We start from the raw sequence: 23,574 nt of genomic DNA on the forward strand, positions 1-23,574 counted from the left end.
GACCGCTAAAGTCAGAAAAAACCCCGGAAGCCTCAGCCTCCAGAGCCCCATCCGCTCTCGATGACCCCCTTCTACAGACACAAAACCGTAACGTCAATCATAAAAATTAAAAAAATCATGAAAATTTCATAAGGAAATTTTCATCGAAAAACAGCGCTTATTTCAGCCGTTCTTCGCCTCAGGATAGATTTCCTCCCAGCCACCACCAATCGCATTATATAAACGCACAAGATTCTCTGACATCGTTTCATTACTGGTCGTCAAAGCCGTCTGAGAAGATAAGACGCGACGTTCTGCATCCAGCACCGGCAGAAAAGTTCTTAATCCCTGACGATATAAATCACGTGACAGGCTAAGTGAGCGCTGGTCAGCAGCAACCTGTGCTTTCAGTGCCATATTACGCTTTTGCTCTGCTTCATATTTTGTCAGTGCATTATCGACTTCACTCCAGGCCGTCAGAACCGTCTTGCGATAACGCAAAGCCGCCGTCTTCTGAGACGCTTTCTTCATCCTAAGCTGCCCAACCAAACGCCCGCCCTGAAAAATTGGAATACTGATAGATGGGCCGACGTTCCAGGCGCGTGCACCCCACATCCCAAGATCACGGAAAGAGAAGGATTGCATACCAAACCCGGCATCAATGGTGACTTTGGGGTAAAAGTCAGCCTCAGCCTGCCCCACTTCAGCTGTTGCTGCGTGCAGCTCAGCTTCAGCCTGACGAATATCAGGACGGCGGCGCACCACCTCTGAAGGTACACCAACAGGCACAACGGGTGGCAAAGACGGAATGACGGATGGCGTTTGCAGTTCAGCATTCAGCGCGCCAGGGGGCGCTCCCATCAACAGGTTAATCGCATTAATCTGCTGCTCAGCAAGCTGCTCATATTGAGGAATACGGGCGCTGGTGTCTTCAACCTGCGAACGGGCACTCTCAACATCAAGTTCACTAACCAGACCACTATTATAACGATTCCGGCTAAGATCGAGCATCTGAACCGCGACTTCTTTATTCCGTCTGGTAATACGCAGCTGCTCCTGTGTGCTACGCAAAGACAAATAATCCTGAGCCAGCTCAGCCTGACGTGCAATAAGGATACCGCGTCGCTGCTCAACCGTTGCCTGCAAATAAGACTTCGCAGCCTCATACTGACGACGTACGCGCCCCCACAGATCAACTTCCCAGCTCGCCTGAAGGCCATCCTGCCACTGATTAAGCAATGGAATAGACGCGTTTGCAGCCTGAGAAGACAGCAGAGCATCTGACCCCTCAGGAGCATTTTTGCCAATACGCTTAATAACTGATTCCAGCTGCTTGCTGCTGTACTGTTGTCGCCGGTATGAACCTGTAGCTGCCAGATCAGGAAAACGCTCAGCCCCGGCCAGAAGCAACTGCCCTCGACTGACAGCCATCTGCTGCGTTGCCTGAAGAATATCCAGATTCTGTGTAGCCAGTCTCTGCTCAAGCGAAACCAGCTCGGGGTCATGAAATACAGACCACCACTGCGGATCAGGAGCCTGGTTAACCGGAACACTCAGCGCGCGGGACGTTTGCTCAAGGCTGGCATGCTGCCACTGGGCTGGTGTCCATGTTTCAGGTTTTTTAAAGTCAGGCCCAACCGCACAACCACTTAGCAAAACCGGAAACAGCATCGTAGCCGCCTTTAATCTGTACCGTTTTGCCACCTGTCTGCTCCTAAACTAAAATTCTCTCTTGCTCTGACCGATCGGTTCGGTCAGCATGGTAACCTACCGTTTTTCACTATGACGTCAATCGTCAGGATAAAGGAAATAATTACAGACAATGCCTGCCCTGCCCTGCTCTCCCCCTTCAGACACCTGTTCTCTTACAGGGGAGTCTGAAGCCAAACGCCAGCAAATTCTGGATGGTGCCAGAGCTGTTTTCGCTCAGCATGGCTTTGAAGGGGCCAGCATGTCTGCCATTGCCCGTGAGGCCAATGTTTCCAAAGGGACACTCTATAATTACTTCACCTGCAAAGCTGAGTTGTTTGAAGCATTTGTCGAGCAAAACTGCCGTGAAAAGCTCCCTACAGCCCTTGAGCCTATAAAACGCAACCAGCCTGTTCGTGAAACGCTGACCGCCATTGCACAGGCAATTATTAACCTGACTACGCTGCCAGAAAGCCTGATGCTTTACCGGATTATTATCTCCGAAGCGCCTCACTTTCCTAAACTGACAGATGTTTTCTGGAAAAACGGACCCAAAATTGCCATTGAAACACTTGCTGAGTGGCTATCAGCCCAGGCGAGGCAGGGCCTGCTACAGGTTGAAGATCCGGTTTTTGCGGCCGAGCTTTTTTTCACCATGTGTCAGACGCGCATTACACACAAAAAGCGCTTCAATATGGTTATTGAAAATGAAGAAGCTGAGCGCCAGAAGGTCATACACACGGTTGTTGATGTTTTTCTGTCTGTGCATGAAAAAAACTCTCAGCCTGCCAGAGTCTGATCGGAGCGCACTCTCCTGATACTAAAAAGCCTGCCATACGCTTGCGGCGCAGACAGGCTTTTCAGGTAACCGAAAAACGAAAAATTATTTTAGTTTTTCTGTCAGCTCAGGGACAATCTCAAACAGATCACCAACAATACCGTAGTCAGCGACCTGAAAAATTGGTGCTTCAGGGTCTTTGTTCACAGCAACAATCACACGGCTGTCTTTCATGCCGGCAAGATGCTGAATGGCACCAGAAATACCAAACGCAATATACAGCTCAGGGGCGACAATCTTACCTGTCTGGCCAACCTGATATTCGTTTGAAACGAAACCAGAATCGACCGCAGCACGGGAAGCACCAATCGCAGCGCCCAGTGTATCAGCCAGCGGCTCAAGAATACGGAACTTCTCTTCGCTAAGAAGACCACGGCCACCAGAAACAACCACACGGGCTGAATCAAGTTCCGGACGTTCAGAAGCTGAGAGATGAACCGCAACAAACTCTGACACATTCGGGTTTTCAACAGCAGCAACTTCTTCAATTGCAGCTGAACCGCCTTCAGCCGGAGCGGCATCAAATGCTGAGCTTCTGACTGTCAGAATTTTTTTGCTGTCAGATGATTTAACAGTTGCCAGAGCATTACCCGCATAAATCGGACGTACAAATGTGTCTGCATCAACGATACGAACCACATCAGGCACCGGCTGCACATCAAGCAGAGCCGCCGCACGTGGCAGCACGTTTTTACCAACAGCACTGGCTGATGCCAGAATCTGATCATATGAACCGGCCAGTGACACCAGCAATGCAGCCAGTGGTTCAGCCATTTCATGGGCATAAAGAGCATCTGCTGCATGCAGAACTTTCGTGACACCAGAAATTTTAGCGGCTGCCTCAGCAACGCTGCGCTCACCCGTTACCAGAACATGCACGTCACCAAACTGTGTGGCGGCTGTTACGGCAGACAGAGCAGCCTGTTTGATCCGACCGTCTTCATGGTCCAGAAGAACAAGAGCTGTCATAATCAGATCACCTTTGCTTCATTACGCAGCTTTTCAACCAGCTCGCTCACCGTTTCGACTTTAATACCAGCTTTACGCTCAGCAGGCTCAGCAACTGAAACAATCGTCAGGCGACGAGTCGTATCCACACCCAGGTCGGCCACATTCAGTGTTTCGAGCGGTTTTTTCTTTGCCTTCATAATGTTAGGCAAAGACGCATAACGTGGCTCGTTCAGGCGCAGGTCAGCAGTGACAATTGCTGGCAGCACGAGGGAGACATCTTCTGTGCCACCATCGATTTCCCGGCTGACTTTCACTTTGCCGTCAGCAACCTCAACACTACCGGCAAAAGTGCCCTGACCCCAGCCAAGCAGACCCGCCAGCATCTGACCGGTTGCATTCATGTCATCATCAATGGCCTGTTTACCCAGAATAACCAGACCTGGCTCTTCTTTCGCAACGATCACTTTGAGCACTTTTGCCACAGCGAGGGGCTCAGGACTTTCCTCTGACAGCACCAGAACGGCGCGGTCTGCACCCATTGCCATAGCTGTACGCAGAGTGTCCTGTGCCTGCTGCACACCGACAGAGACCACAACAACCTCAGTGGCCACGCCTTTCTCTTTTAAACGAACAGCCTCTTCCACAGCTATTTCGTCAAAAGGATTCATAGACATCTTAACGCCAGTGGTTTCAACACCACTACCATCAGGCTTAACACGCGGTTTAATGTTGTAGTCAACAACCCGCTTGATCGGTACTACAATCTTCATGGCTTCTTTCGCTTGGAAATGCAGAGTTATTCGTTACCAGACATACCGTATTTTAAAAAAAAAATCACATGCCCGCAGGATAGTTCGGCCCGCCGCTCCCTTCTGGCACAGTCCAGTCAATGTTCTGGGCCGGATCTTTAATGTCACAGGTTTTACAGTGTACACAATTCTGGGCGTTAATATGCAGGGCAGGCTCTGAGGTTTCATTAACAACCTCATACACACCTGCCGGGCAATAACGCGACTCAGGTGAGTGGAAAACATCCCAGTTCACCGTTCTCCACAACCCCTGATTTTTCACGCGCAGATGAACAGGCTGATCTTCTTCATGGTTTGTGTTTGACAGGAATACAGAGGAAAGACGGTCAAATGTCAGTTTGCCATCCGGCTTAGGGTAAGCTGGCTTTTCACACAAAGAAGCCGCCAGAAGCTCTTCATTATCCTGATGACGGAAATGCAGGGTCCAGGGGGCACGCCCTTTCAGCAGCATGGCATCAATCGCTGAATAGACAGCGCCTTTTTTCATGCCAAAGCGGGCAAAAGCCGGGCGTATGTTACGCACTGACTTCAGCTCATCCCACAACCATGACTCTTTAATAAGCTGTACGTAAGAAGCCGGCTCAACACGCTCTGTGCTCATAGCATCAACAAGCGCCTCAGCTGCAAGCATGCCTGACTTCATTGCTGTATGTGTGCCTTTGATTTTTGGCACGTTAAGAAAACCAGCAGAATCGCCGGTTAGTGCTCCACCAGGGAAGGTCAGACGCGGAATAGCCTGCAACCCGCCTTCTGACAGCGCTCTGGCCCCGTAACTGATACGACGCCCGCCCTCAAGATGTTTGCGAAAAGCCGGGTGCAGTTTCACACGCTGCATCTCATCAAACGGTGACAGCCAGGTGTTGGCGTAATCAAGCCCGATTACGAAACCATAAGACACCAGATTTTCACCAAAATGGTAAAGCCAGGCACCGCCATACGTATTATCATCCAGTGGCCAGCCAAAGCTGTGCTGAACCAGACCCGGGCGGTGTTTCTCAGGCGGCACTTCCCAGACCTCTTTAATACCAAGGCCATAAGTCTGCGGATCAACACCTTTACGCAGGTCATAATGCTGCATGACCTGCTTGGTCAGCGAACCACGGCAGCCTTCAGCAAAAAGCGTATATGTTGCACGCAGCTCCATGCCAGGCTGATAATTCGGGCCCTGTTTGCCATCACGCGTAATGCCCATATCGCCAGTTGCGACACCCACAACGCGGTTGTTTTCTATCAGCACTTCAGATGCAGCAAAGCCGGGATAAATTTCGACACCAAGCTCTTCTGCCTGTGCGGCCAGCCAGCGGCAGACTTCACCAAGACTGACAATATAATTACCATGATTAGCCATATGCGGCATGAATTTATCAAGTGCCGGCACTCGGAAACTGCGTGTTTCAGTAAGAAACAGCATATCCTCAGTCGCAACCGGTGTGTTTAACGGAGTACCGCGCTCTTTCCAGTCAGGCAGCAGTTCGCTCAGAGCACGCGGTTCAATAACGGCACCGGAAACGATATGCGCGCCGATTTCGCTTCCTTTTTCGATAAGACAGACGCTGGTTTGCGGAGAAAGCTGACGCAGGCGAATAGCCGCAGCCAGACCGGCCGGTCCGCCGCCGACAATCACGACGTCAAACGACATAGATTCGCGTTCTGCTTCACTCATTCCTGCTCTGTCCTCTCTGAAAAAAAATCGGGCACCCACTCCATAAGCCAGATGCAACAAAAATTGCAAAAAACTGGCTTATCAGTGACGCACAGACGGGTGCCTTATCGCATGTTTTTGCCTGGTCTCAGTGCCCTGAGCGGGCCGGACCAAACGCCAGCTCGTGAACCGCACGCCAGCTGGAGTCAACAAAATTAACAATAAGCGTACGCCGCACTCCTGTCACAGGGCGGCTGACAAAACCATGCCAGGTTTTATCTGAAGGGATAAATAAGACCCCGGTGTTAAAAAGACCTGATGCCCGGACAAGAGAGTCCCCCTCTGGCGACATGAGATCGGTGCCCCAGTCTTTCGCGTTTTCATCCTGCGAAAGCGAAATAAGCAATGTCAGTTTTTTTGCACCAATATCTGTATGCGGCTCAAGCCAGAACCCCTCAGTATCAAGGCACAGCTCAAGACGCAGCGCCGTCCCCTCAAGGCTCGCACCACAATAACGCTCAAACCCCTGCCGGACCTCAGGGCTATCTATAATATGAGCAAGGCGATCGAGACGGCTGTCACGGGCACGTGTTGTCTCATCCACAAAAATCCGAAATTTATTGCGGGTCTCACGCCGGCCTGCAACATCTCCTGCAAGGGCATCACTCCCCGGGTCCCAGGCCACAAGAGCATCGCATGCATCAGAGGGAAGAACAGATTTCAGTGACCAGTGGTCATAAGGATAAGGTTCACAGGGGGTCTCAGCAAGCATTTGTACAAATGCCGAAGCAGAGTCCATCTCGGTGAGCGGGGCATCAGAAAGCATCTGCCTTATCCTTTAACGGTAACACAACACAGCATCACGATAACAAAAACGGCAGCAAAAGGCAGCCATCCGGTGCAAAGTGGGACAAAATTGCTGTGCAATCAACACATGTCAGGGGCAGATATCAAATAAAAAGTTCAGATCGCATATGAAAATCGAGGAGATGAGGCCTGCACAGCCCCGGCAGATGGCAGGTTCTGACGACGTACATCAAACACTGCGGCAATGTTACGCAAAAACGGACGCCCCTTGTTCGTCACCTGTATCATGCTGCCCTCACACAATACCAGGCCATCCTTAACCATCGGAGCAAGTGCTGCCACTTCAGCAGAAAAATATTCAGGATTTAAGCCGGATGTCGCCAGGTCAACCTGCATATCACACATCAGCCGCTCAATCAGGTAACCACGCAGACGGTCATCTGATGTCCGCTCAACCCCTCTGACCACAGGCAGGGCAGTAGCATTTTCTGAAAGCGCACGAGCATAAGCCGCCGCTGAGGTTATATTCTGTACGTAACCATCAGGCAGCATCGAAATTGCTGAGGCACCAACGCCAATAAGAGCTTCAGCCGAGTCGACGGTATAGCCCTGAAAATTACGACGCAAAGTGCCGGACTGAGCAGATTTTACCAGAGCATCTTCTGGCAAGGCATAATGATCAAGACCAACGGGCACATAACCCGCTTCGCAAAGCACCTCATCCATCACTGCACGCTGCGCCAGCCGCTCCTGCGCTCCTGGCAGACTTTCCTCTGCTATCAGGGTCTGGCGTTTTTGTTTCCACGGCACATGAGCATAACCAAACACAGCAAGACGGTCGGGTCGTAACGTAACAATGCGCCTGACCGTTTCAGCCACTCTCTCCTGCGTCTGAAACGGCAGACCATAAATCAGATCAATATTCACGCCCTGCACACCGGCCTGACGCACGGCAGAAACACAGGCTTCAGTCTGCTCAAAACTCTGAATACGCCCGCAGGCCTGCTGCACCTTTTCGTTCAGGTCCTGCACACCGATACTGATACGGGTAAACCCAAGCTCACCCAGCAGGGCAGGATAATCCTGCGGCACATGGCGTGGATCAAGCTCCATAGATAGCTCAGCACCATCCTCAACCCGACATGAAGCCAGAATATCTGACATAATCAGACGCAAAGTCGCGGGTGGCAGTGTAGAGGGTGTTCCCCCGCCAAACTGAATATGCCGGACACTATGCTGCGTACCCACGAGAGCAATGATACGCGAAAACTCTTCAGTCAGCAGATTGCCATACGCTGCGCGTCCGCTTTCCTGCCGCATGACTGAAGTATTACAGCCACAAAAACGGCAAAGCTCATCACAAAATGGCACATGAAAATAAAAAGAAAGGGGCGCAGCTTCAGGCAGCTGCTTCAGCCAGACCTCAGCCTGGTCAGGTCCGACAGCTTCAGTAAAGCTGACTGCTGTCGGATAGCTGGTATAGCGGGGTAAATTCCCGCTATATCGTGCAATCAGCTCAGTAACAGAGGTGACTGCCATAAGGATCAGAACCGGTAAGCAATACCTGCTGACACAACGGTTGGGTCAAGCGAGTCATGCGCACGCACACGAATGGTTTCTGGTGTGTTCTGCACCCATGCATGCATACGCACAAACATCTGCTTAACATCGGCGTTAAAGAACCAGTTACCCACCAGCTGATAGTCAAAACCGACATTAACAGAAGGGCCTCCGGTAAAACCGGCATTAAGTTTGTTCAGCCCCAGAAAAGCGTTCTGGTTACCCTTCATGTTATGAAACCACATTGCCGTAACACCAACGCCGGCATAAGGGTTGAAACGCTTATGGGGACGGAAATGCCATGCGAATGTCAGCGTAGGAGGCAGAACCCAGGCTTTACCCACGCTAAGACTGTGCGGACCACCCAGGGCTGGCAGATCGCTGCCGACAGCTGACACTTTATGGCGCGTGCTGGTTGCAATGAGGTCAACAGACAGGTTGTCGGTAATAAAATACTCAAACGTCAGCTCAGGCATTGCTGCGTTTGTCGTAGAAATATGCGTATGGCTCAGCGGGGTATGACGGCTGAAGCCACCACCCGTAATAGAGACATTACTGTCACGATCCTGTGGCAGAACACCAACACCGGACAGGCGGATCATGAAATCACCCGCACCCAGACCAATTTTTGTGCTGGCGCAGGTCTGAAACAAACCACAATGCTCATGAGAACGGGGCACGGCAGGAAGTGTGCTCACAACAGGAGCATTAACATACTGCGCATTAGCAGAAGCCGCCTTAGCGCCTGCTGCGCCGGAAAACGCTGCCACACCGGCAATCATTGCGGTAAATAAAGAACGAATCTTAATCATGGCTATTATACGTTTCCCTGAAATGCGCTACGTGATGGTCTGCTACAATCACGCATCAAATCTCCACACCTTGATACAGATCAAAATTATGCCATAATCCATATGTTGATTCAGGGAGTGTGATTTAGAAGTCACAGTTTTCTGGTTTTTTACTAAAAGTTAATAGTTTCATTAGAGTTTTCTACAATAATGGCTTTATTCCTCTGTTACTCTTTAAGAAAGTATTAACATTTCTGAGTGCATTTGATCGGGTAGATTTCTGATGGCATCTTACATTCATCCGTTTACCCCGGCGTTACAGCCTCTGAGCTCTCTCACGCCTGATGTTACACCTCAGAAATGTATGATGTGCCAGACACGCCAGCACAGTGTTTGTATCACAGCGAGCGAAAACACACCTGCGGCTTTTGCCGATGCTTCACAAAAACTGAGCCTCCCTCCCGGAATGACACTGATCGAGGAAGGCAGTACACCATTAGCCTCTTTCAATATCGTTTCGGGTACAATCAGGCTGTTCAAATCCCTGCCCGATGGAAGACGCCAGATTATTGGCTTCGCAGACGCAGGGCATTTTCTCGACCTGACATCCTCCGATATTTGCAACTTTGGGGCCGAAACCATTGATACGGTGGAAGTCTGCCGTTTTTTCCACCCACAACTTGACCATCTGCTGGCCAGCCACCCGGCCTTCAAACATCAGCTGATGAACCGCCTCACTCTCAGACTGGCCGAGGCACAGGAGCAGATGCTGCTACTGGGGCGAAAAACTGCACGCGAAAAAATTTCAACTTTTTTGCTGTCACGTATCCTCCATCAGCACAGCACTGCTGACACAACAATAATCCCGGTGTCACTTCCAATGAACCGTTCAGACATTGCTGACTATCTGGGGCTGACTATCGAAACTGTAAGCCGTACGCTAAGCAACCTGCGGCGCGAGCAAATCATTGCTGTCACCTCACACCACAGTATCAATATTCTGGCTCCGGACACACTCAGAAAACTGGCCTCAGGGCAGGAGCACGGATAGGCCTTTATCAGGATGCCAGGATGGATGATGCGGAGCATCAGACTCGTGATTATTCCACCAGCCGCCACCCAGAGCCTGAAAAAGAGCGACTGTATCAGACAACCTGTCAGCACGTGACTGCGCCAGAGCCAGCTCTGTCTCCAGATGAGCCTGCTGGGCATTCAGCATCACGATCTGACTGATAGCACCATATTTGTACTGTGCCAGTGAGATTTTAAGACTTTCACCAGCCGCAGTAGCTGCCTCAGCATTATCTGCCAGGGTTGTGGCATCAAGGCGTAAGGCCGTAAAAGTGTCAGCAACATCCTGCAGCGCGGTGATCAGGGTGGAACGATACTCTGACGCCGCCTGGTCATAAGCCGCCCGGGCTGCATTTTCCTGGTGCCTGAGCAAACCTGCATCAAACAATGGTTGCGTTACCATAGCGGCAATCTGCCACTGACCATATCCGGGAGCGGCCATTTTCGCGATAGAGGCCGCCGCAAACCCGGGCGTTGCTCCCAGCTCGATATTGGGCAAACGATTGGCCACAGCAACACCAACCTGCGCGCAGGCTGCATGCCAGTTGTCCTGTGCTGTACGAATGTCCGGGCGCTGCTCAATAAGACGAGCCGGTACACTCACCGGCAGGTCTGCAGGCAATGTCAGCTCATCAAAAGTAAATTCAGGCTGAGGCACATCCGGAGAATCACCCACAAGCGCTGCTATCAGATGCTTTTGCTGCTCAAGCTGCTTTTGTAACGGGGCCAGTGTCGCCTCGTTCTGAGCCAGAGCCGTATGCTGCAATGCGACATCATTACGTGAGAACTCGCCGGCTTTTTCCTGCATGCGAGCCGATTCTAACAAATCACGCTGGAGCGTGACGAGCGAACGGGTCGTCTCAATCTGAGCTTTGATCGCAGCATAATCAATCGCGGCCTGAACGACCGAAGAGGTCAGTGTCAGATACACAGCACGAAGCTGATCACGTTGTGCATTACGCAGTGCTTTAGCTGCCTCTGCCCCACGACGTACCCCACCCCAGAAATCGGGCACATAAGAGATATTCAGCTGAGCTGTATGAACCGTATAAAGCCACGAGTTATTATTAGGGACCGGTGAGTACGTGCGCGACGTTTTGTTCCGTGTCGGGTTAAAACTACCAGAAATGCTGGGATAAAATGCACTTTGCTGCGCCAGCTTATTTTGCTGTGCCGCTGAGAGCGCATCACGTGCAGACTCAAGTGACGGATTATTATCAAGCGCTTTCTGCACCAGTGCATTCAGTGCTTCAGAGTGAAAAAGCCGCCACCATTGTGCGGGAATATCCTGCCCGACATGAAAAACCTGCCCGACACCCTGCCTACCACTGGCAGCCTGCTCTGCCTCCCCCGTGACACCTGCCACGTGTGAAGAGCGCCCTGCCTGACCATACTGCTCGCCAGCCGGTGCAGCGGGTTTTCTGAAATCAGGCCCGACGGCGCACCCGGCCTGAAGCAAAACGCTTAGTGCGCATCCTGTCATAAAAAAACGGCGCATCATGCAGCAGGCTCATTTTCAGGGGCCCGTTTTTCATACCAGGCCTCTAGTTTGTAATAAAATGTAGGCAGAATAAACAGGGTCAGTAATGTCGCAATGCCAAGTCCGCCCACGACGACTGTTGCAAGGCCGCGCTGCACATCTGTGCCAATGCCGGTAGCAACCGCTGCCGGCAACATGCCTGCACTGGCAACCGTCGCTGTCATCAGCACCGGCCTGAACCGCTCCCCTGCCCCGTCAAGCACAGCATTGTATAACGTAGCCCCCTCCCGACGATGCCGGTTGATGTTAGAAACCATGATAATACCGTTCTGCACAGCAACACCAAATAAGGCAATAAACCCGACCGCTGTTGCTACATTCAATGTTTCACCCCGCAGCTGCAAAGCCACAAGCCCACCCAGCAGCGCCAGCGGCACAACAGCAAGCACCAGTGCAGCCTGACGGAATTTACGAAACTCACCAAATAAGAGCACCAGCATAATCGCCAGCATAATCGCAACAGCAACAACCAGACGAGACGCAGCACGCTGAGCCTGTTCAAACTCACCTGCCCACTCAAGCCGGTAAAAGCTCGGGTCAAAATGCACCTGACCTGCAATACGTGCCTGCGCATCTGCCATATATTCAGAAAGCGGGCGTTTACCATTATCCACGCGCAGAGTGATCTGCCGCTGTGTCATCTCATGGGAAATTGTGCCTTCACCTGTTTTCAAGGCAATAGAAGCCACCATTTCAAGCGGCACCAGCGCGCCATTGTCAGCCATAAGTGGCAAATGGCCTAAAGAACGCAGGTTACCGACATCAGCATGCGGGATCTGAACTGTGACATCATACGTTCTGTCGGCAATATAAATCTGCGAAACGGCAGAGCCGCCAATCGTGCTGCCAACCAGCGTCATAATATCAGACACTGAAATACCATAACGGGCTGCCGCACGCCGGTTTGCCGTAATATTCAGCTGGGGAATTTCAGGTTCCTGAAAAATCGAAGCTTCTTTTGTGCCAGGAACCTGTTTAAGAACCGCGACAATCTGCTTACCAATATTGCGCAGCTCACGCAGGTCATGGCCATAAACACGCAAAACCAGTGCAGAATGGGCCCCTCCGGCCTGATCATTCATACCGTCGGCAATTGGCTGGCTTATACCAAACTCTATACCAGGAATAGTGTTCAGCTTATCACGTAGTTTGCTGATGAACTGCGCTTTGGTCTCGCCTTTCGGCCAGGCGCTATATGGTTTCAGCCCGATAGGCACCTCAATATGAGAAGGGGTCCAGGCATCTGTGCCGGAATCATTGCGCCCCAGCTGCGTAACAACGTAAGAAGGCTCAGAAAAAGACATAACCGCTTTACGCACTTCATCTGCCATATCGCTTGCCTTCTGGAGCGACAGCCCTGAAGGCAACTGCACCTGAAGCCACAAAGCACCTTCATCCATATCTGGCAAAAATTCGCGGCCGGTATACATACCAAGCACCACAACAAGACCAAAAGCCGAAAGTGCGCTGCAATAAGCTATAGCAGGGCGTTTCATGCTATGCGCCAGGCCTGCCCGAAACCAGCAATGGAGTTTCTCAAGCGGTTTATTGTGGAAAATACGATGCGGCTTGCGCATGGCAATAAAGGCCAGAGAAGGCGTCAGCACAATCGCGCAAAGCAATGCACCCAGCAAAGCAAAGCTGACAGTATATGCCATTGGCCTGAACAGACGCCCCTCAGCCCCGACAAAAGCAAATAAGGGGCTGTAAGCCACAATGATAATCAGTGTCGCGAAAACAATGGCGCGCCCGACATGCCCTGTTAACCCCTGCACATCCTGCAAGGTCATTGTATGGTCAGGCCGGGCTTCCCTCAGACATAAAATCGCTTCAGTTACAACAATTGCCCCGTCGACAATAACGCCGAAATCAATCGCCCCCAGTGAAAAAAGGTTGGCAGGCATATTCAGCAAACCCATCACGACAAAAACAAATGCGAGCGCAAGCGGAATTGTAACCGCTGCAACAATCGCACTGCGCGGGCTGCCAAGAAACAAAATAAGAATAACAAAAACCAGCCCGACCCCTTCGAGCACCGTGTGAGTAACCTTCTCAGTCGTGGCACTCACCAGGTTATCACGATCAAGATAGGGGACTATGCGGATACCCTGCGGATCAAGCTGCTTTTGCAGCTCCTGCACACGGGTATGCAGCAATGCAAGAACGTGCGACGCATTCTCGCCCGATACCATCGACACAATGCCTTCAATAGTATCAGGGTTAGAGTTTTTACCCAGAATACCCTCACGCACCTGGTGACCCAGCTGCAGCCGCCCGAGCTCACGCAGGAACACAGGCACACCATCATGCTGTGTAACAGGAATATCACCCATCTCATCAAGGGTATGGATCATACCAACGCCCCTGACGATATAAGACTGCTCCCCTCGTGTTACACGCCCGCCACCAGCATTGATACTGCTGTTACGAATCGCATCCAGCACAGTATTAATACCAATGTGAAAGCGGTACAGCGCATGCGAATCAAGGCGCAGCTCATACTCCCGGGTAAAGCCACCAAAATTGGTAACATCGGCAACACCCTGTATTTTCTGAAGAGCAGGAATAACAAACCAGTTCTGCACTTCTGAGAGCTGCATCAGGTTTTTTCTGTCAGACTCAAGCGTATAACGATAAATCTCACCAGAGGGGCTCGTAACCGGCCCCATACTTGCCGTTACACCCGCCGGAAGATTAACCTGTGCCAGCTGCTCAGTAACACGCTGACGGGCGGCATAAACATCCATGCCGTCCTTAAAAATCAGGTTAATCAGTGAGAGGCCAAACGTGCTGCTTGAGCGCCCGCTCACCAGACCTGGCGTTGCCGACAACTGCCGCTCGAGCGGAACGGTAATCTGCTGCTCTACCTCCTCAGCTGCCAGCCCGGGACTTTGTGTACTGATCTGAACAGAAACAGCCCCAAGATCCGGATAGGCTTCTACAGGCAGGTTTTTCCATGCCATACCTCCCCACAGAGCCAGAAGTGCCATTGCAAAAAAGACAATACGACGCTCGCGCAGACAGGCAGCGATAATTTTCTCAATCATCGTTCAGCAGCACCCCGCCACGAACAATAATGCGCTCCCCAATCCTGAGCCCGGAGAGAACCTGTGTATTCTCACCCTCATCATAAGAAATCGTAATGACCCGGCGCTGAAAAACCCAGGGAGCTGTTTCGACAAATACTGTAACGGTATCATTATTCATCAGCAGAGCTGACTGAGGAACCATCAGCCCTACCGGCTGTTTGATCTGAATAGCCACTGAGGCAAACATGTTCGGCTTCAGATCTTCATCAGGATTGGCAAGCACAATCATAGCCTGCAGCCTGCGGGTATCGGCATGAAAATCCGGCTCGACAGATGAAACCTGCGCCGGAATTGCAATACCTTCACGTGCAGGCAAGCTCACGACCACCGATTGCCCGACCTGAACATCGTTACCATCAACCTCGGCGATATTAGCAACGACCCAGATCTCTGACAGATCCTCCATCACCAGCAGCGGTGCAGTCATATCTGTAATATTAACACCAGGTGCGGCTGAAAGGCTGGCAATGACACCACTTGCCGGAGCACGCAAAACCAGCACGCCACCTTCACCGCCATATTTGTCAGTTAAGGAAAGCAAACGCAGCCTGGCACGCCCTTCTTCAGCCTCAGCATCCAGCAGGGCCGCATGAGCAGCCTCGACATCTTTTGTGGCAGCACCGCCAGCCTTTCTGACCTCCTGGGCACGCACCATTGCACTGCGCGCCATCAGTAAGCCAGCTTCAGCTTTTTCCTGATCTGTCACTGCCTGAGCCATATCGCCCGACATAATACGAACCAGCTCCTGCCCACGTACAACATGCTGACCAGGTGTGGCCGACACCGATAAAATACGCCCGGTTACCGGTGGAAGAAGAGGAAAAATACGCCTTGGTTCAGCAGCGATATTACCTGGCACAGTCAGTGTGTCGCGTGGCATTCCGACCTGAACAGCAGCCACCTGTATCTGAGAGCGCAGAGGCGAAGCCTCAGGTACACTCAGCATACCATCCTTACCGGCAACAAAGCCTGACGCAGCCTGCGCTGAGGAAGCATACAACACCAGAGAAACGGCCGTATAACAAAGAGCTCTGGTCACAGACCTGAAAACAAAAGACATCATTCTACTTCTTACCGGCCTTCTCACACCAGGCACTGCACGATACTCACCCTGCCCCGGCCTTCATACCAGAGAAAGAAACGGTATAAACTACCATAAGCAGGAATAACACGCCTGCTACATCATTATGATATTCTTTTCCTGACAGGCGCGTTTTCTCTACCCTGCAAATAAGGCTTATATTCGACCAGCAAAACATCATAAAAAAAACGCCAGCCCGAAGGCTGACGCTCTTTTTTGAAAAGACGACCAGAAAACCGCCAGTGTCAGTTATCGTCATCATCACCGTTATCTGATGAACTACTGTCATCACCATCAGCTGAGATAGCAACAAACAGCGACTGGCCATCACGCAAAATACGCAGCAGAACAGGCTTCTTCGCACCAAGAGCTGAGCGTACTGCCGTCACGACAGCCCGCGGCGTATCAACGGCCTTGCCACCGACAGACTGAATAATGTCCCCCGGAGCCACACCAGCCATGCTGGCCGCTGACCCTGGCTGTACATCTTTTACAACAACCCCTTTAACACCATCGCCCACACCAAGCTGACGACGAATGTCACCAGTCAGCGGCGTCAGTGCCACACCAAGATGAGGTCCTGGCGCAGAACCACTGATACCGCTGTCATTTGACGCACTGGCAAGGTTACCAATGGTGACCGTTGCTGTTGCAGGTTTACCTGCACGCACATACTCAACTGCGACCTTTTCCCCCGGTGCGATAGAAGCAACGCGCACAGCCAGGTCATGGGGTGTTGCGACCTTCTGACCATTAAATTTAACAATAACATCTTCAGGCTTCAGGCCGGCTTTCTCTGCCGGACTATCTGAGCTGACACTCGCAATAAGAGCACCCGCTGGCGCAGCACCATCAGCAGCGGGTGGCAGACCAAGTGCTTTAACCATCGCCGGAGAAACATTCTGCGCGTTCACACCCAGGTAGCCACGCACAACATGACCGGTTTTACGCAGCTGGTCCGTTACACTTCTGACCGTATCAGACGGAATAGCAAAACCAATACCAATGGACCCGCCACCCGATGGAGAAAGAATCGCCGTATTTACCCCGACAACTTTACCATCCTGCGTAAACAGCGGTCCACCTGAGTTGCCGCGGTTAATCGGGGCATCAACCTGGATAAAATTATCGTAAGGGCCCTCGTTAATATCCCGGCCACGCGCTGAAACAATGCCCGCTGTTACCGTACCACCGAGCCCGTAAGGGTTACCAACGGCAACAACCCACTGACCTGGCTGCACATCATCAGAGTTCCCCAGTTCAATAAAAGGAAGCTTCTGCGATGACGTAATTTTCAGCAAAGCAATATCTGTTTTACCGTCACGGCCAACAATCTTCGCGGGAAGAGTCGTGCCATCATCAAGCGTAACCTTAACCTTCGTCGCCCCTTTAACGACGTGGTTGTTCGTCACCACATACCCGTCGGGCGAAATAAGGAAGCCTGAACCTCGTGCTTCAATCAGCTGACGGCTGTTCTGAGGCGCCATCTGGAACGGGAACGGAAACGGGAATGGCATGCCACCACCGCCCATACCGCCACCTTCTTCAGCGGCAGCATCAGCCTTAATGGTAGAGGTAATGGAAACAACAGCAGGTTTGACCTGTTTCACCAGATGCACAAAATCAGGGATTTTCTGATCAGGGCTGCTCGGCGTAATAAGCCCTCCCTGAACAGTTTGCGCATAGGCTGCATTATGTGCAGCCAGCCCGAAACCAGCGCCAGCATCGGTCACCAGTGCGACCCCGGCCATAAGAGTTAAAAGATGCTTGCGGCGAAACCGCCCGAAAAATTTTGATGCAGATTTTTCCGACATTATGTTTCTGACTGTCCTTTACATGGCCCGGGCCTGCGTCTGCCACCCGAACGCGATCTTCAACACTCAGCCCGGCCTGACCTTGCTGTCACGCAGAACTATCCGATTCTCGCAGGCAAGAGCCTGTCATTGCAAAAAGGTAATTCCCTGCACAAAGAAACTCTGCACACCAAAAGATATCTGGACTCAGCTTTACCTTCGCAAGGTCTGAAAAAAAATTTTAAGCATTTCAGCACACTCCTGCTCTCTGACACCGCCAACAACCTCGGGTTTATGCAACGTCTCAGCCCGGTAAGGCAGACGCGGGCCATGCTCAACCCCGCCACCTTTGCTGTCATAGGCACCAAAAACGACCCGCCCGATTCTGAAGTGCGCCAAAGCTGCGGCACACATCGGGCAAGGTTCAAGTGTTACCACAAGTGTACAATCTGACAGCCTGCGACCGCCACGCTTTTGCACAGCTTCGCGCATTGCCAGCATTTCAGCGTGAGCCGAAGGGTCATGCCAGGCTTCAACGCAATTACGCGCCTGCCCGATCATTGTACCATCAGCAGAAAAAACAACAGCACCAACAGGGACTTCGCCCGCGGCTGCGGCTTCGTGCGCCAGCATAACAGCGCGCTCCATCGCATCAGCCGTGATATCTTTCGGCAAAATGTCTCCTTACGCCTGTTGCTGCCGGCGAGTATGACTGTCAAATTATGACAACAATAAGGCAATATTTTCCTTGCATCTGCCTTGCTTCTTCTGTCATCCTGCTATGCAGATACCGTAACTCAATGTTGAGCTGATACCTGAGCATCCGGCCACTCTTACAGGCTGGAAACTGAGAATATCTGGCAAAACAAGCCGACCGTGAAAGGGGTCTTCCTCATGCATAGTCTTACTCTCGTTCTTACTGCAGCAGCTTTAGGCCTGAGCCTTTCTATTGCTCATGATACCAAAAAAGATCACTGGGTCAGTCCGATCACAACACGTTCTGTCAGTATTTTTCTCGCGGGAAACTAATTTCCTGTATCAGGGCTAATAACAGAATCTGCTACTCTGAAGCGGCGTAATATAAAGGCACTGTACGCCAGCTGAATAATGCGTGCTGCCACAGACACTGCGATAATATTGTCAGAGCTTCTGCTCTCGTAACATTATATCTGAGCATATCAGGCAGGTTTTTGCATTGCCGTGTGCTATAAACCAGGGGTTGCATCCCTTTTAAATCTACAAAAATACTTAAAGTATTCACCAGAGTAAAAATTAATTTCGATATTAAAACAATAAAAGACCACATCACCAAAAATAAAATCGAGAACAATACTTATACAGATGCAATAGAAAGCTATTGCATCCTACAACAGAAACCAGCATATACCCCATCTTTTCACTGACCGCCGCATGGTCATGGAGTGTGGTTATGTCTGTTCAGACATCCGGGCAGTTACCCCGTCATACAATCGAACTCCCAACGCTGACTGGCGTAAGCGCTGTCTTTATGTGGAGCGCTACTGTTGGCCTGTATCGTGGCATTTCTGAAGCCTTTGGGGCTGTTGGTGGCTCAGCGCTGATCTTCACAGTCAGTGCTGTTATTGCTGTGCTCTGTACCGGCCCGTCTGCCTTTAGCGCACTCTCAAAACGCTATCTTATTATCGGCGGCGGACTGTTTATCACCTATGAAACAGCTCTTGCACTGGCCATTGGCTATGCCACGACCCGTCAGCAGGCCCTTGAAGTCGGCACGGTGAATTATCTGTGGCCTTCTTTTACAATCGCTCTGGCTGTATGGCTGGGCTACCAGCGCGCTGACTGGCGTATGATCCCGGGTCTGCTGCTCAGCCTTACAGGTATTCTGTGGGTGTCATCGGGTGACAGGGGCATTTCATTCACACATATCATTCATAATATCGGCACAAACCCAGTCGCTTACGGGCTGGCACTTATCGCAGCCACAGCCTGGCCAGTGTACACTATAATAACACGCGCCATATCTGAGGGTAAAAACGGCGTGCCTGTCTTTCTGACACTGACAGCCATCGTATTATGGATCAAATATTTCAGCACCAGCCAGCCGCCCCTGCATTTTAATTTTAACGGTGCCATTATGGTGCTTACCTTTGGTGTACTAACAACACTTGCCTACTCAGCCTGGAACTATGGCGTAATGCACGGCAACCTGACCCTTATGGCAACGGCGTCTTACTTCTCACCAGTGCTTTCTGTACTCATGACAAGCCTGCTACTGCACATGATGCCTGGTCATACTTTCTGGCTTGGTTCACTGCTGGTCACAGCAGGCTCTCTGATCTGCTGGCTTTCAACGCACCAGACTTCAGTTGTTGCCTGAAAAAGCTGAAAAACCTTAAAAAGAAGCATATTATCGGTTGTATAGAGAGTGCAAAACGCCTCTGATTCTGGCATATCTTTTCTATCATAATTTTTGATGATGATGTCCAGACGGCAGGAGCAGCACGGTGACAGAAGAAGAACGCGGAGAGCGCATTGCAAAATGGCTGAGCAGATCAGGTATTGCCAGCCGCCGCGATGCAGAACAGATTATCGCTCAGGGGCGCGTCAAACTAAACGGTCAACCGGTTACACACCCAGCCACTTTCGTCCGGAAACATGACCTGGTGCAACTCGATAATGCACCTGTTGCAGAACCAGAGCGCACACGCATGTGGCGCTACCACAAACCCGACGGGCTTATGACCACTCATAAAGACCCGGAAGGCCGCAAGACTGTTTTTGAGTCACTGCCTGAAGGTATGCCCCGCGTTATCAGCATTGGTCGCCTTGACCTCAACAGCGAAGGGCTGCTTTTGCTGACAAATGACGGTGAACTGGCACGTCGCCTCGAACTCCCCTCCAATGGGTGGATCAGACGCTACCGGGTACGGGTCTTTGGCGTGGTTGATGAGGCCCGGCTGGCACAGCTGGCAGAAGGCAGCGTCTTTGAAGGTGTCAAATATGGCCCCATTGATGCACAGCTCGATTCTAAAAAAGGCGACAATGCCTGGCTCACGGTCTCTCTGCGCGAAGGCAAAAATCGTGAAGTGAGAAAAGTCATGATGGGTCTTAACCTGCATGTCAGCCGCCTGATTCGTACAAATTACGGACCTTTTCAGCTTGGCACACTCCTGCGGGGAGAACTGGAAGAAGTGCAAAGCCGCATTATCCGTGACCAGCTTCCCGCTGCGCCGACAGCCAAACCGGCCACACGCAAACCACGTACAGGCAACTAAACGTGCGAATTATAGCAGGCATACGCAAAGGGCGGCAGCTGACAGCGCCAGCCGGCACAACCACCCGACCCACGGCAGACCGGGTCAGGCAGGCTTTGTTTGATATGCTGGTGCATGCGCCATGGGGTGGCGCCGGGTTACTCAGCGAAGCCTGTGTACTCGACGCTTTTGCCGGAACAGGTGCGCTCGCGCTTGAAGCCCTTTCACGCGGGGCAGCAACCGCCTGTTTTTTCGAAACAGATCGTCCTGCACTGGCGGCACTACGCAAAAACATTGCTGACTGTAACTGGCAGGAGCGCTGCACCGTGCTGGCAAAGGATGTCACCAGCCCGACAAAAGCAAGAAAACCCTGCTCTTTGCTTTTTATTGACCCACCCTACCGACAGGGGCTGCCAGCACGCGCGCTTGCTGCTCTGTCAAAAGGCGGATGGATTGCTCCGGGAGCTATAGCTGTTATTGAAACAGCGGATAATGAACCTCTTCCGCTCACAGACCCTGCGCATCCTGCACCACAAAGCGAACCAGAACAGGTGACCTTCAACGGAACCCTGCTGGCAGAACGCAAACATGGGGCTGCCCGCCTCTCTGTCTGGCAGCTGTAATATCTGCCAGGGCGCAGGTCTTTCTCTTCTTCCACTCACCGTGAGGGGTAGAAGAAAAAGACGGAGTGCGCTACACGAGGCAGACATTTTTCTTTTTACAACTTCACGAGGTCACTGATGGCTGGCAGCGTCAATAAAGTTACTCTGGTTGGCAATCTGGGCAAAGACCCGGAAGTACGCACAAGCCAGAACGGCATGAAAATTGTGTCGTTTTCTCTGGCAACAAGTGACACATGGAATGATCGTCAGTCTGGTGAGCGACGTGAGCGTACCGAGTGGCACCGTGTTGTCATTTTCAACGAACGTCTGGCTGATGTTGCAGAGCGCTTTTTGCGCAAAGGTCGTAAAGTTTACCTTGAAGGCACCCTGCAAACCCGCAAATGGACCGGCCAGGACGGTCAGGAACGCTACACAACAGAGGTTGTAATTGAGCGTTTCCGTGGCGAACTGGTACTGATCGACAGCCGCGCAGGCGGTGATGATGATGACGGCTCATCTCAGGGCGGTGGTTACGGTTATGACCGTGGTGGCAACAGCGGCGGGTATTCAGCCCCACGCCAGAATAACCCGGCCCCACGCCAGAATACCCCTGCACAAGGTGGATGGGATGCCCCCGGCGGCAACAATGACCTGGATGATGAAATCCCGTTCTGATTCTCAGCTCTCTCTGTTCGGTATAACGCGCAGCTTTTTTTAAAGTACAGAACATGCCCCTTACAAAGTTGCAGCATTCACAGCTGCCTGCCTGGCTGACAACAGGGGGCACCCTGTGCATTATGATGCTGCCTTTGTTTATGTTCTACAGCCGTGCGCTAAGCGATATTACTGCCACCACACTTGGCTGTTTCTTTCTGCTGCATTGTGCAATTACCCGCCACTGGCGCTGGCTGCAAAGCCCATGGGTCACGCCGGCAGCGGCGCTCTGTGTGCTGAGCCTGATTTCTTCTCTGCATGTTCATGAAAGAGGTGCTCTGGCTCAGGCCCTGTGTCTGCCACGCCTTTTTCTGATCACTGCAGCAGCGCAAAACTGGATCCTGACACAAAATAAACGGCGACTTGTACTGGGTGGTATCCTGTTTGTTCTGGCACTCTGGCTCATAAGTCAGTGCTGGGAGCAGTATTTTACCGGCGTCAATCTGACCGGCTCGCACCCCTGGGTGGATGGTTCCCTCACCGGACCTTTTTACAAACCCCGTGCCAGCTTTATGTTTCTGATGCTGTTCTTCCCGGGCATTATGCCCGTTGTTATTACCTCTCTGCGCAGCAAAAAACCTTTACTATGGTGCTGCGGCCTCGGGCTGCTTCTACTCTCTGTGGTCACAATGATTCTGATAGGCCAGCGCATGGGCACCGTGCTGATGCTGTTCGGGCTGTTTTTGACCGCCCTGCTTATCAGGCAGTTCCGCTGGCCTTTCGTTATTACAGGCGTCTGTGCTGCTATTGTACTGGCTTTGCTTCCGGTTATCTCACCGGCAACATACGCAAAACTTGTCATAAAATTTTCTGACCAGCTCAGACATTTCTCAACAAGCGATTATGGACAGCTTTTTAAAAAAGCAACGATTATGACGCTGAATCATCCGGCTCTGGGTCTGGGGATGGATGGCTTTCGTCATTTTTGCCACGAAAGCATGCATTCCTCTTTTCCTAAAGCCTTTAACCTGCCAGCGCTTGAAAGCCCCGCAGGCGCAGGGTGCAATATTCACCCTCACAATTACTATCTGCAGGTTTCAACAACAGCTGGTCTTCCCGGTCTTCTGGCTTTCTGCCTCATGGTCGTGTGCTGGCTTAAAGCCGGTGCACGAGGTTTGCTAAGCACCCCTTATGCTCAGCATACTATGCTTTTCGTTGTATGCTGCGTCGTGCTCTGGCCTGTCACTTCAACAAGTGCCTTATTTACCTTCCCGACGGCCGGATGGATTTTTCTGTTTGCAGGGTGGATGATGGCCGCCAGCGCTGCATATCCTGGCTCTGCCGGTTTTTCTGAGCGTACCACACGAGAAAAATATAATTAAAATATCGGAAACACCGAACTCTGGTACTGGCCTGAAATTACTTCTCCTGTGATCACAATTCAC

Annotated in this window: 20 protein-coding genes; 8 read left to right on the forward strand and 12 right to left on the reverse strand. The window is 51.6% G+C overall.

The annotated features are described in order from the left end of the window. Positions 1 to 162: 162 nt before the first annotated feature. Complete coding sequence (locus HK25_RS08495; RefSeq protein WP_086635932.1) at positions 163 to 1,650, reverse strand: efflux transporter outer membrane subunit; 1,488 nt, start codon at positions 1,648 to 1,650, stop codon at positions 163 to 165. Between the two features lie 151 nt (positions 1,651 to 1,801). Here HK25_RS08495 and HK25_RS08500 point away from each other — a divergent pair, with 151 nt between their 5' ends. Next, on the forward strand, positions 1,802 to 2,467 hold the full coding sequence (locus HK25_RS08500) for a TetR/AcrR family transcriptional regulator (RefSeq protein ID WP_086553857.1): 666 nt from the start codon (positions 1,802 to 1,804) through the stop codon (positions 2,465 to 2,467). Between the two features lie 84 nt (positions 2,468 to 2,551). Here HK25_RS08500 and HK25_RS08505 read toward each other — a convergent pair whose 3' ends face one another. The 6 genes from HK25_RS08505 to HK25_RS08530 form a co-directional block, all read right to left on the reverse strand. Next, positions 2,552 to 3,475, reverse strand: a complete 924-nt coding sequence (locus HK25_RS08505) for an electron transfer flavoprotein subunit alpha/FixB family protein (RefSeq protein ID WP_086635933.1) — start codon at positions 3,473 to 3,475, stop codon at positions 2,552 to 2,554. A 2-nt stretch (positions 3,476 to 3,477) separates the two neighbouring features. Continuing rightward, positions 3,478 to 4,227, reverse strand: coding sequence for an electron transfer flavoprotein subunit beta/FixA family protein (locus tag HK25_RS08510; protein WP_086635934.1), 750 nt, complete (start codon positions 4,225 to 4,227; stop codon positions 3,478 to 3,480). A 64-nt stretch (positions 4,228 to 4,291) separates the two neighbouring features. Continuing rightward, entirely contained in the window at positions 4,292 to 5,929 is a 1,638-nt protein-coding gene (locus HK25_RS08515; RefSeq protein WP_086635935.1) for an electron transfer flavoprotein-ubiquinone oxidoreductase, read from the reverse strand. Positions 5,930 to 6,056: 127 nt separating this feature from the next. Continuing rightward, positions 6,057 to 6,734 carry a 2OG-Fe(II) oxygenase gene (locus HK25_RS08520; RefSeq protein ID WP_086553853.1) on the reverse strand — a complete coding sequence of 226 codons (678 nt, stop codon included), beginning with the start codon at positions 6,732 to 6,734 and terminating at the stop codon, positions 6,057 to 6,059. Positions 6,735 to 6,871: 137 nt separating this feature from the next. After that, complete coding sequence (gene hemN / locus HK25_RS08525) at positions 6,872 to 8,254, reverse strand: oxygen-independent coproporphyrinogen III oxidase (RefSeq protein ID WP_086635936.1); 1,383 nt, start codon at positions 8,252 to 8,254, stop codon at positions 6,872 to 6,874. 5 nt (positions 8,255 to 8,259) lie between these two features. Beyond that, on the reverse strand, positions 8,260 to 9,087 hold the full coding sequence (locus HK25_RS08530) for an OmpW family protein (RefSeq protein WP_086553851.1): 828 nt from the start codon (positions 9,085 to 9,087) through the stop codon (positions 8,260 to 8,262). Positions 9,088 to 9,349: 262 nt separating this feature from the next. Here HK25_RS08530 and HK25_RS08535 point away from each other — a divergent pair, with 262 nt between their 5' ends. Then, the gene (locus HK25_RS08535; RefSeq protein WP_233127758.1) at positions 9,350 to 10,117 is read left to right on the forward strand and encodes a Crp/Fnr family transcriptional regulator; all 768 of its coding nucleotides are present in this window, start codon (positions 9,350 to 9,352) and stop codon (positions 10,115 to 10,117) included. Here HK25_RS08535 and HK25_RS08540 read toward each other — a convergent pair. The 5 genes from HK25_RS08540 to HK25_RS08565 all read right to left on the reverse strand — a co-directional run bounded on the left by HK25_RS08540 (position 10,097) and on the right by HK25_RS08565 (position 18,288). Continuing rightward, a complete protein-coding gene (locus HK25_RS08540; protein WP_233127759.1) occupies positions 10,097 to 11,638 on the reverse strand; it encodes an efflux transporter outer membrane subunit in 1,542 nt (513 codons plus the stop codon). The two genes, HK25_RS08535 and HK25_RS08540, sit on opposite strands and share 21 nt — an antisense overlap. Beyond that, positions 11,635 to 14,724 carry an efflux RND transporter permease subunit gene (locus HK25_RS08545; RefSeq protein ID WP_086635937.1) on the reverse strand — a complete coding sequence of 1,030 codons (3,090 nt, stop codon included), beginning with the start codon at positions 14,722 to 14,724 and terminating at the stop codon, positions 11,635 to 11,637. Before HK25_RS08545 ends, HK25_RS08540 begins: the two co-directional genes overlap by 4 nt. Further along, positions 14,717 to 15,829, reverse strand: coding sequence for an efflux RND transporter periplasmic adaptor subunit (locus tag HK25_RS08550; protein WP_086635938.1), 1,113 nt, complete (start codon positions 15,827 to 15,829; stop codon positions 14,717 to 14,719). Before HK25_RS08550 ends, HK25_RS08545 begins: the two co-directional genes overlap by 8 nt. Positions 15,830 to 16,092: 263 nt before the next feature. After that, positions 16,093 to 17,661, reverse strand: a complete 1,569-nt coding sequence (locus HK25_RS08560; RefSeq protein WP_086553848.1) for a Do family serine endopeptidase — start codon at positions 17,659 to 17,661, stop codon at positions 16,093 to 16,095. A gap of 192 nt (positions 17,662 to 17,853) precedes the next feature. Further along, the gene (locus tag HK25_RS08565) at positions 17,854 to 18,288 is read right to left on the reverse strand and encodes a nucleoside deaminase (RefSeq protein WP_086635958.1); all 435 of its coding nucleotides are present in this window, start codon (positions 18,286 to 18,288) and stop codon (positions 17,854 to 17,856) included. Between the two features lie 246 nt (positions 18,289 to 18,534). Between HK25_RS08565 and HK25_RS13500 the strand changes: the two genes are divergently transcribed. The 6 genes from HK25_RS13500 to HK25_RS08595 all read left to right on the forward strand — a co-directional run bounded on the left by HK25_RS13500 (position 18,535) and on the right by HK25_RS08595 (position 23,511). Next, positions 18,535 to 18,669: a hypothetical protein gene (locus HK25_RS13500; RefSeq protein WP_255375959.1), complete on the forward strand. Its 135-nt coding sequence runs from the start codon at positions 18,535 to 18,537 to the stop codon at positions 18,667 to 18,669. Positions 18,670 to 19,069: 400 nt separating this feature from the next. After that, the gene (yddG, locus tag HK25_RS08575) at positions 19,070 to 19,996 is read left to right on the forward strand and encodes an aromatic amino acid DMT transporter YddG (RefSeq protein ID WP_086635959.1); all 927 of its coding nucleotides are present in this window, start codon (positions 19,070 to 19,072) and stop codon (positions 19,994 to 19,996) included. Between the two features lie 127 nt (positions 19,997 to 20,123). Next, a complete protein-coding gene (locus HK25_RS08580) occupies positions 20,124 to 20,894 on the forward strand; it encodes a pseudouridine synthase (RefSeq protein WP_086635941.1) in 771 nt (256 codons plus the stop codon). Between the two features lie 2 nt (positions 20,895 to 20,896). Beyond that, positions 20,897 to 21,496: a 16S rRNA (guanine(966)-N(2))-methyltransferase RsmD gene (gene rsmD, locus HK25_RS08585; protein ID WP_086635942.1), complete on the forward strand. Its 600-nt coding sequence runs from the start codon at positions 20,897 to 20,899 to the stop codon at positions 21,494 to 21,496. Positions 21,497 to 21,613: 117 nt separating this feature from the next. Then, positions 21,614 to 22,150, forward strand: coding sequence for a single-stranded DNA-binding protein (gene ssb, locus HK25_RS08590; RefSeq protein WP_086553844.1), 537 nt, complete (start codon positions 21,614 to 21,616; stop codon positions 22,148 to 22,150). A 53-nt stretch (positions 22,151 to 22,203) separates the two neighbouring features. Then, the gene (locus HK25_RS08595; protein WP_086553843.1) at positions 22,204 to 23,511 is read left to right on the forward strand and encodes an O-antigen ligase; all 1,308 of its coding nucleotides are present in this window, start codon (positions 22,204 to 22,206) and stop codon (positions 23,509 to 23,511) included. Positions 23,512 to 23,574 lie beyond the last annotated feature (63 nt).

This window comes from Acetobacter sp. DsW_059 (assembly GCF_002153695.1).
Taxonomy (GTDB): domain Bacteria; phylum Pseudomonadota; class Alphaproteobacteria; order Acetobacterales; family Acetobacteraceae; genus Acetobacter; species Acetobacter thailandicus.

What these genes read in the sequence shown, in the direction of transcription:
- HK25_RS08515 (WP_086635935.1), bottom strand. Translation starts at nt 5,929, where the DNA reads ATGAGTGAAGCAGAACGCGAATCTATGTCGTTTGACGTCGTGATTGTC.
- ssb (WP_086553844.1), top strand. Translation starts at nt 21,614, where the DNA reads ATGGCTGGCAGCGTCAATAAAGTTACTCTGGTTGGCAATCTGGGCAAA.
- HK25_RS13500 (WP_255375959.1), top strand. Translation starts at nt 18,535, where the DNA reads ATGCATAGTCTTACTCTCGTTCTTACTGCAGCAGCTTTAGGCCTGAGC.
- HK25_RS08565 (WP_086635958.1), bottom strand. Translation starts at nt 18,288, where the DNA reads ATGGAGCGCGCTGTTATGCTGGCGCACGAAGCCGCAGCCGCGGGCGAA.
- HK25_RS08595 (WP_086553843.1), top strand. Translation starts at nt 22,204, where the DNA reads ATGCCCCTTACAAAGTTGCAGCATTCACAGCTGCCTGCCTGGCTGACA.
- HK25_RS08505 (WP_086635933.1), bottom strand. Translation starts at nt 3,475, where the DNA reads ATGACAGCTCTTGTTCTTCTGGACCATGAAGACGGTCGGATCAAACAG.
- HK25_RS08500 (WP_086553857.1), top strand. Translation starts at nt 1,802, where the DNA reads ATGCCTGCCCTGCCCTGCTCTCCCCCTTCAGACACCTGTTCTCTTACA.
- HK25_RS08540 (WP_233127759.1), bottom strand. Translation starts at nt 11,638, where the DNA reads ATGATGCGCCGTTTTTTTATGACAGGATGCGCACTAAGCGTTTTGCTT.
- HK25_RS08520 (WP_086553853.1), bottom strand. Translation starts at nt 6,734, where the DNA reads ATGCTTTCTGATGCCCCGCTCACCGAGATGGACTCTGCTTCGGCATTT.
- HK25_RS08510 (WP_086635934.1), bottom strand. Translation starts at nt 4,227, where the DNA reads ATGAAGATTGTAGTACCGATCAAGCGGGTTGTTGACTACAACATTAAA.
- HK25_RS08530 (WP_086553851.1), bottom strand. Translation starts at nt 9,087, where the DNA reads ATGATTAAGATTCGTTCTTTATTTACCGCAATGATTGCCGGTGTGGCA.
- HK25_RS08545 (WP_086635937.1), bottom strand. Translation starts at nt 14,724, where the DNA reads ATGATTGAGAAAATTATCGCTGCCTGTCTGCGCGAGCGTCGTATTGTC.
- HK25_RS08550 (WP_086635938.1), bottom strand. Translation starts at nt 15,829, where the DNA reads ATGATGTCTTTTGTTTTCAGGTCTGTGACCAGAGCTCTTTGTTATACG.
- hemN (WP_086635936.1), bottom strand. Translation starts at nt 8,254, where the DNA reads ATGGCAGTCACCTCTGTTACTGAGCTGATTGCACGATATAGCGGGAAT.
- yddG (WP_086635959.1), top strand. Translation starts at nt 19,070, where the DNA reads ATGTCTGTTCAGACATCCGGGCAGTTACCCCGTCATACAATCGAACTC.
- HK25_RS08495 (WP_086635932.1), bottom strand. Translation starts at nt 1,650, where the DNA reads ATGCTGTTTCCGGTTTTGCTAAGTGGTTGTGCGGTTGGGCCTGACTTT.
- HK25_RS08560 (WP_086553848.1), bottom strand. Translation starts at nt 17,661, where the DNA reads ATGTCGGAAAAATCTGCATCAAAATTTTTCGGGCGGTTTCGCCGCAAG.
- HK25_RS08535 (WP_233127758.1), top strand. Translation starts at nt 9,350, where the DNA reads ATGGCATCTTACATTCATCCGTTTACCCCGGCGTTACAGCCTCTGAGC.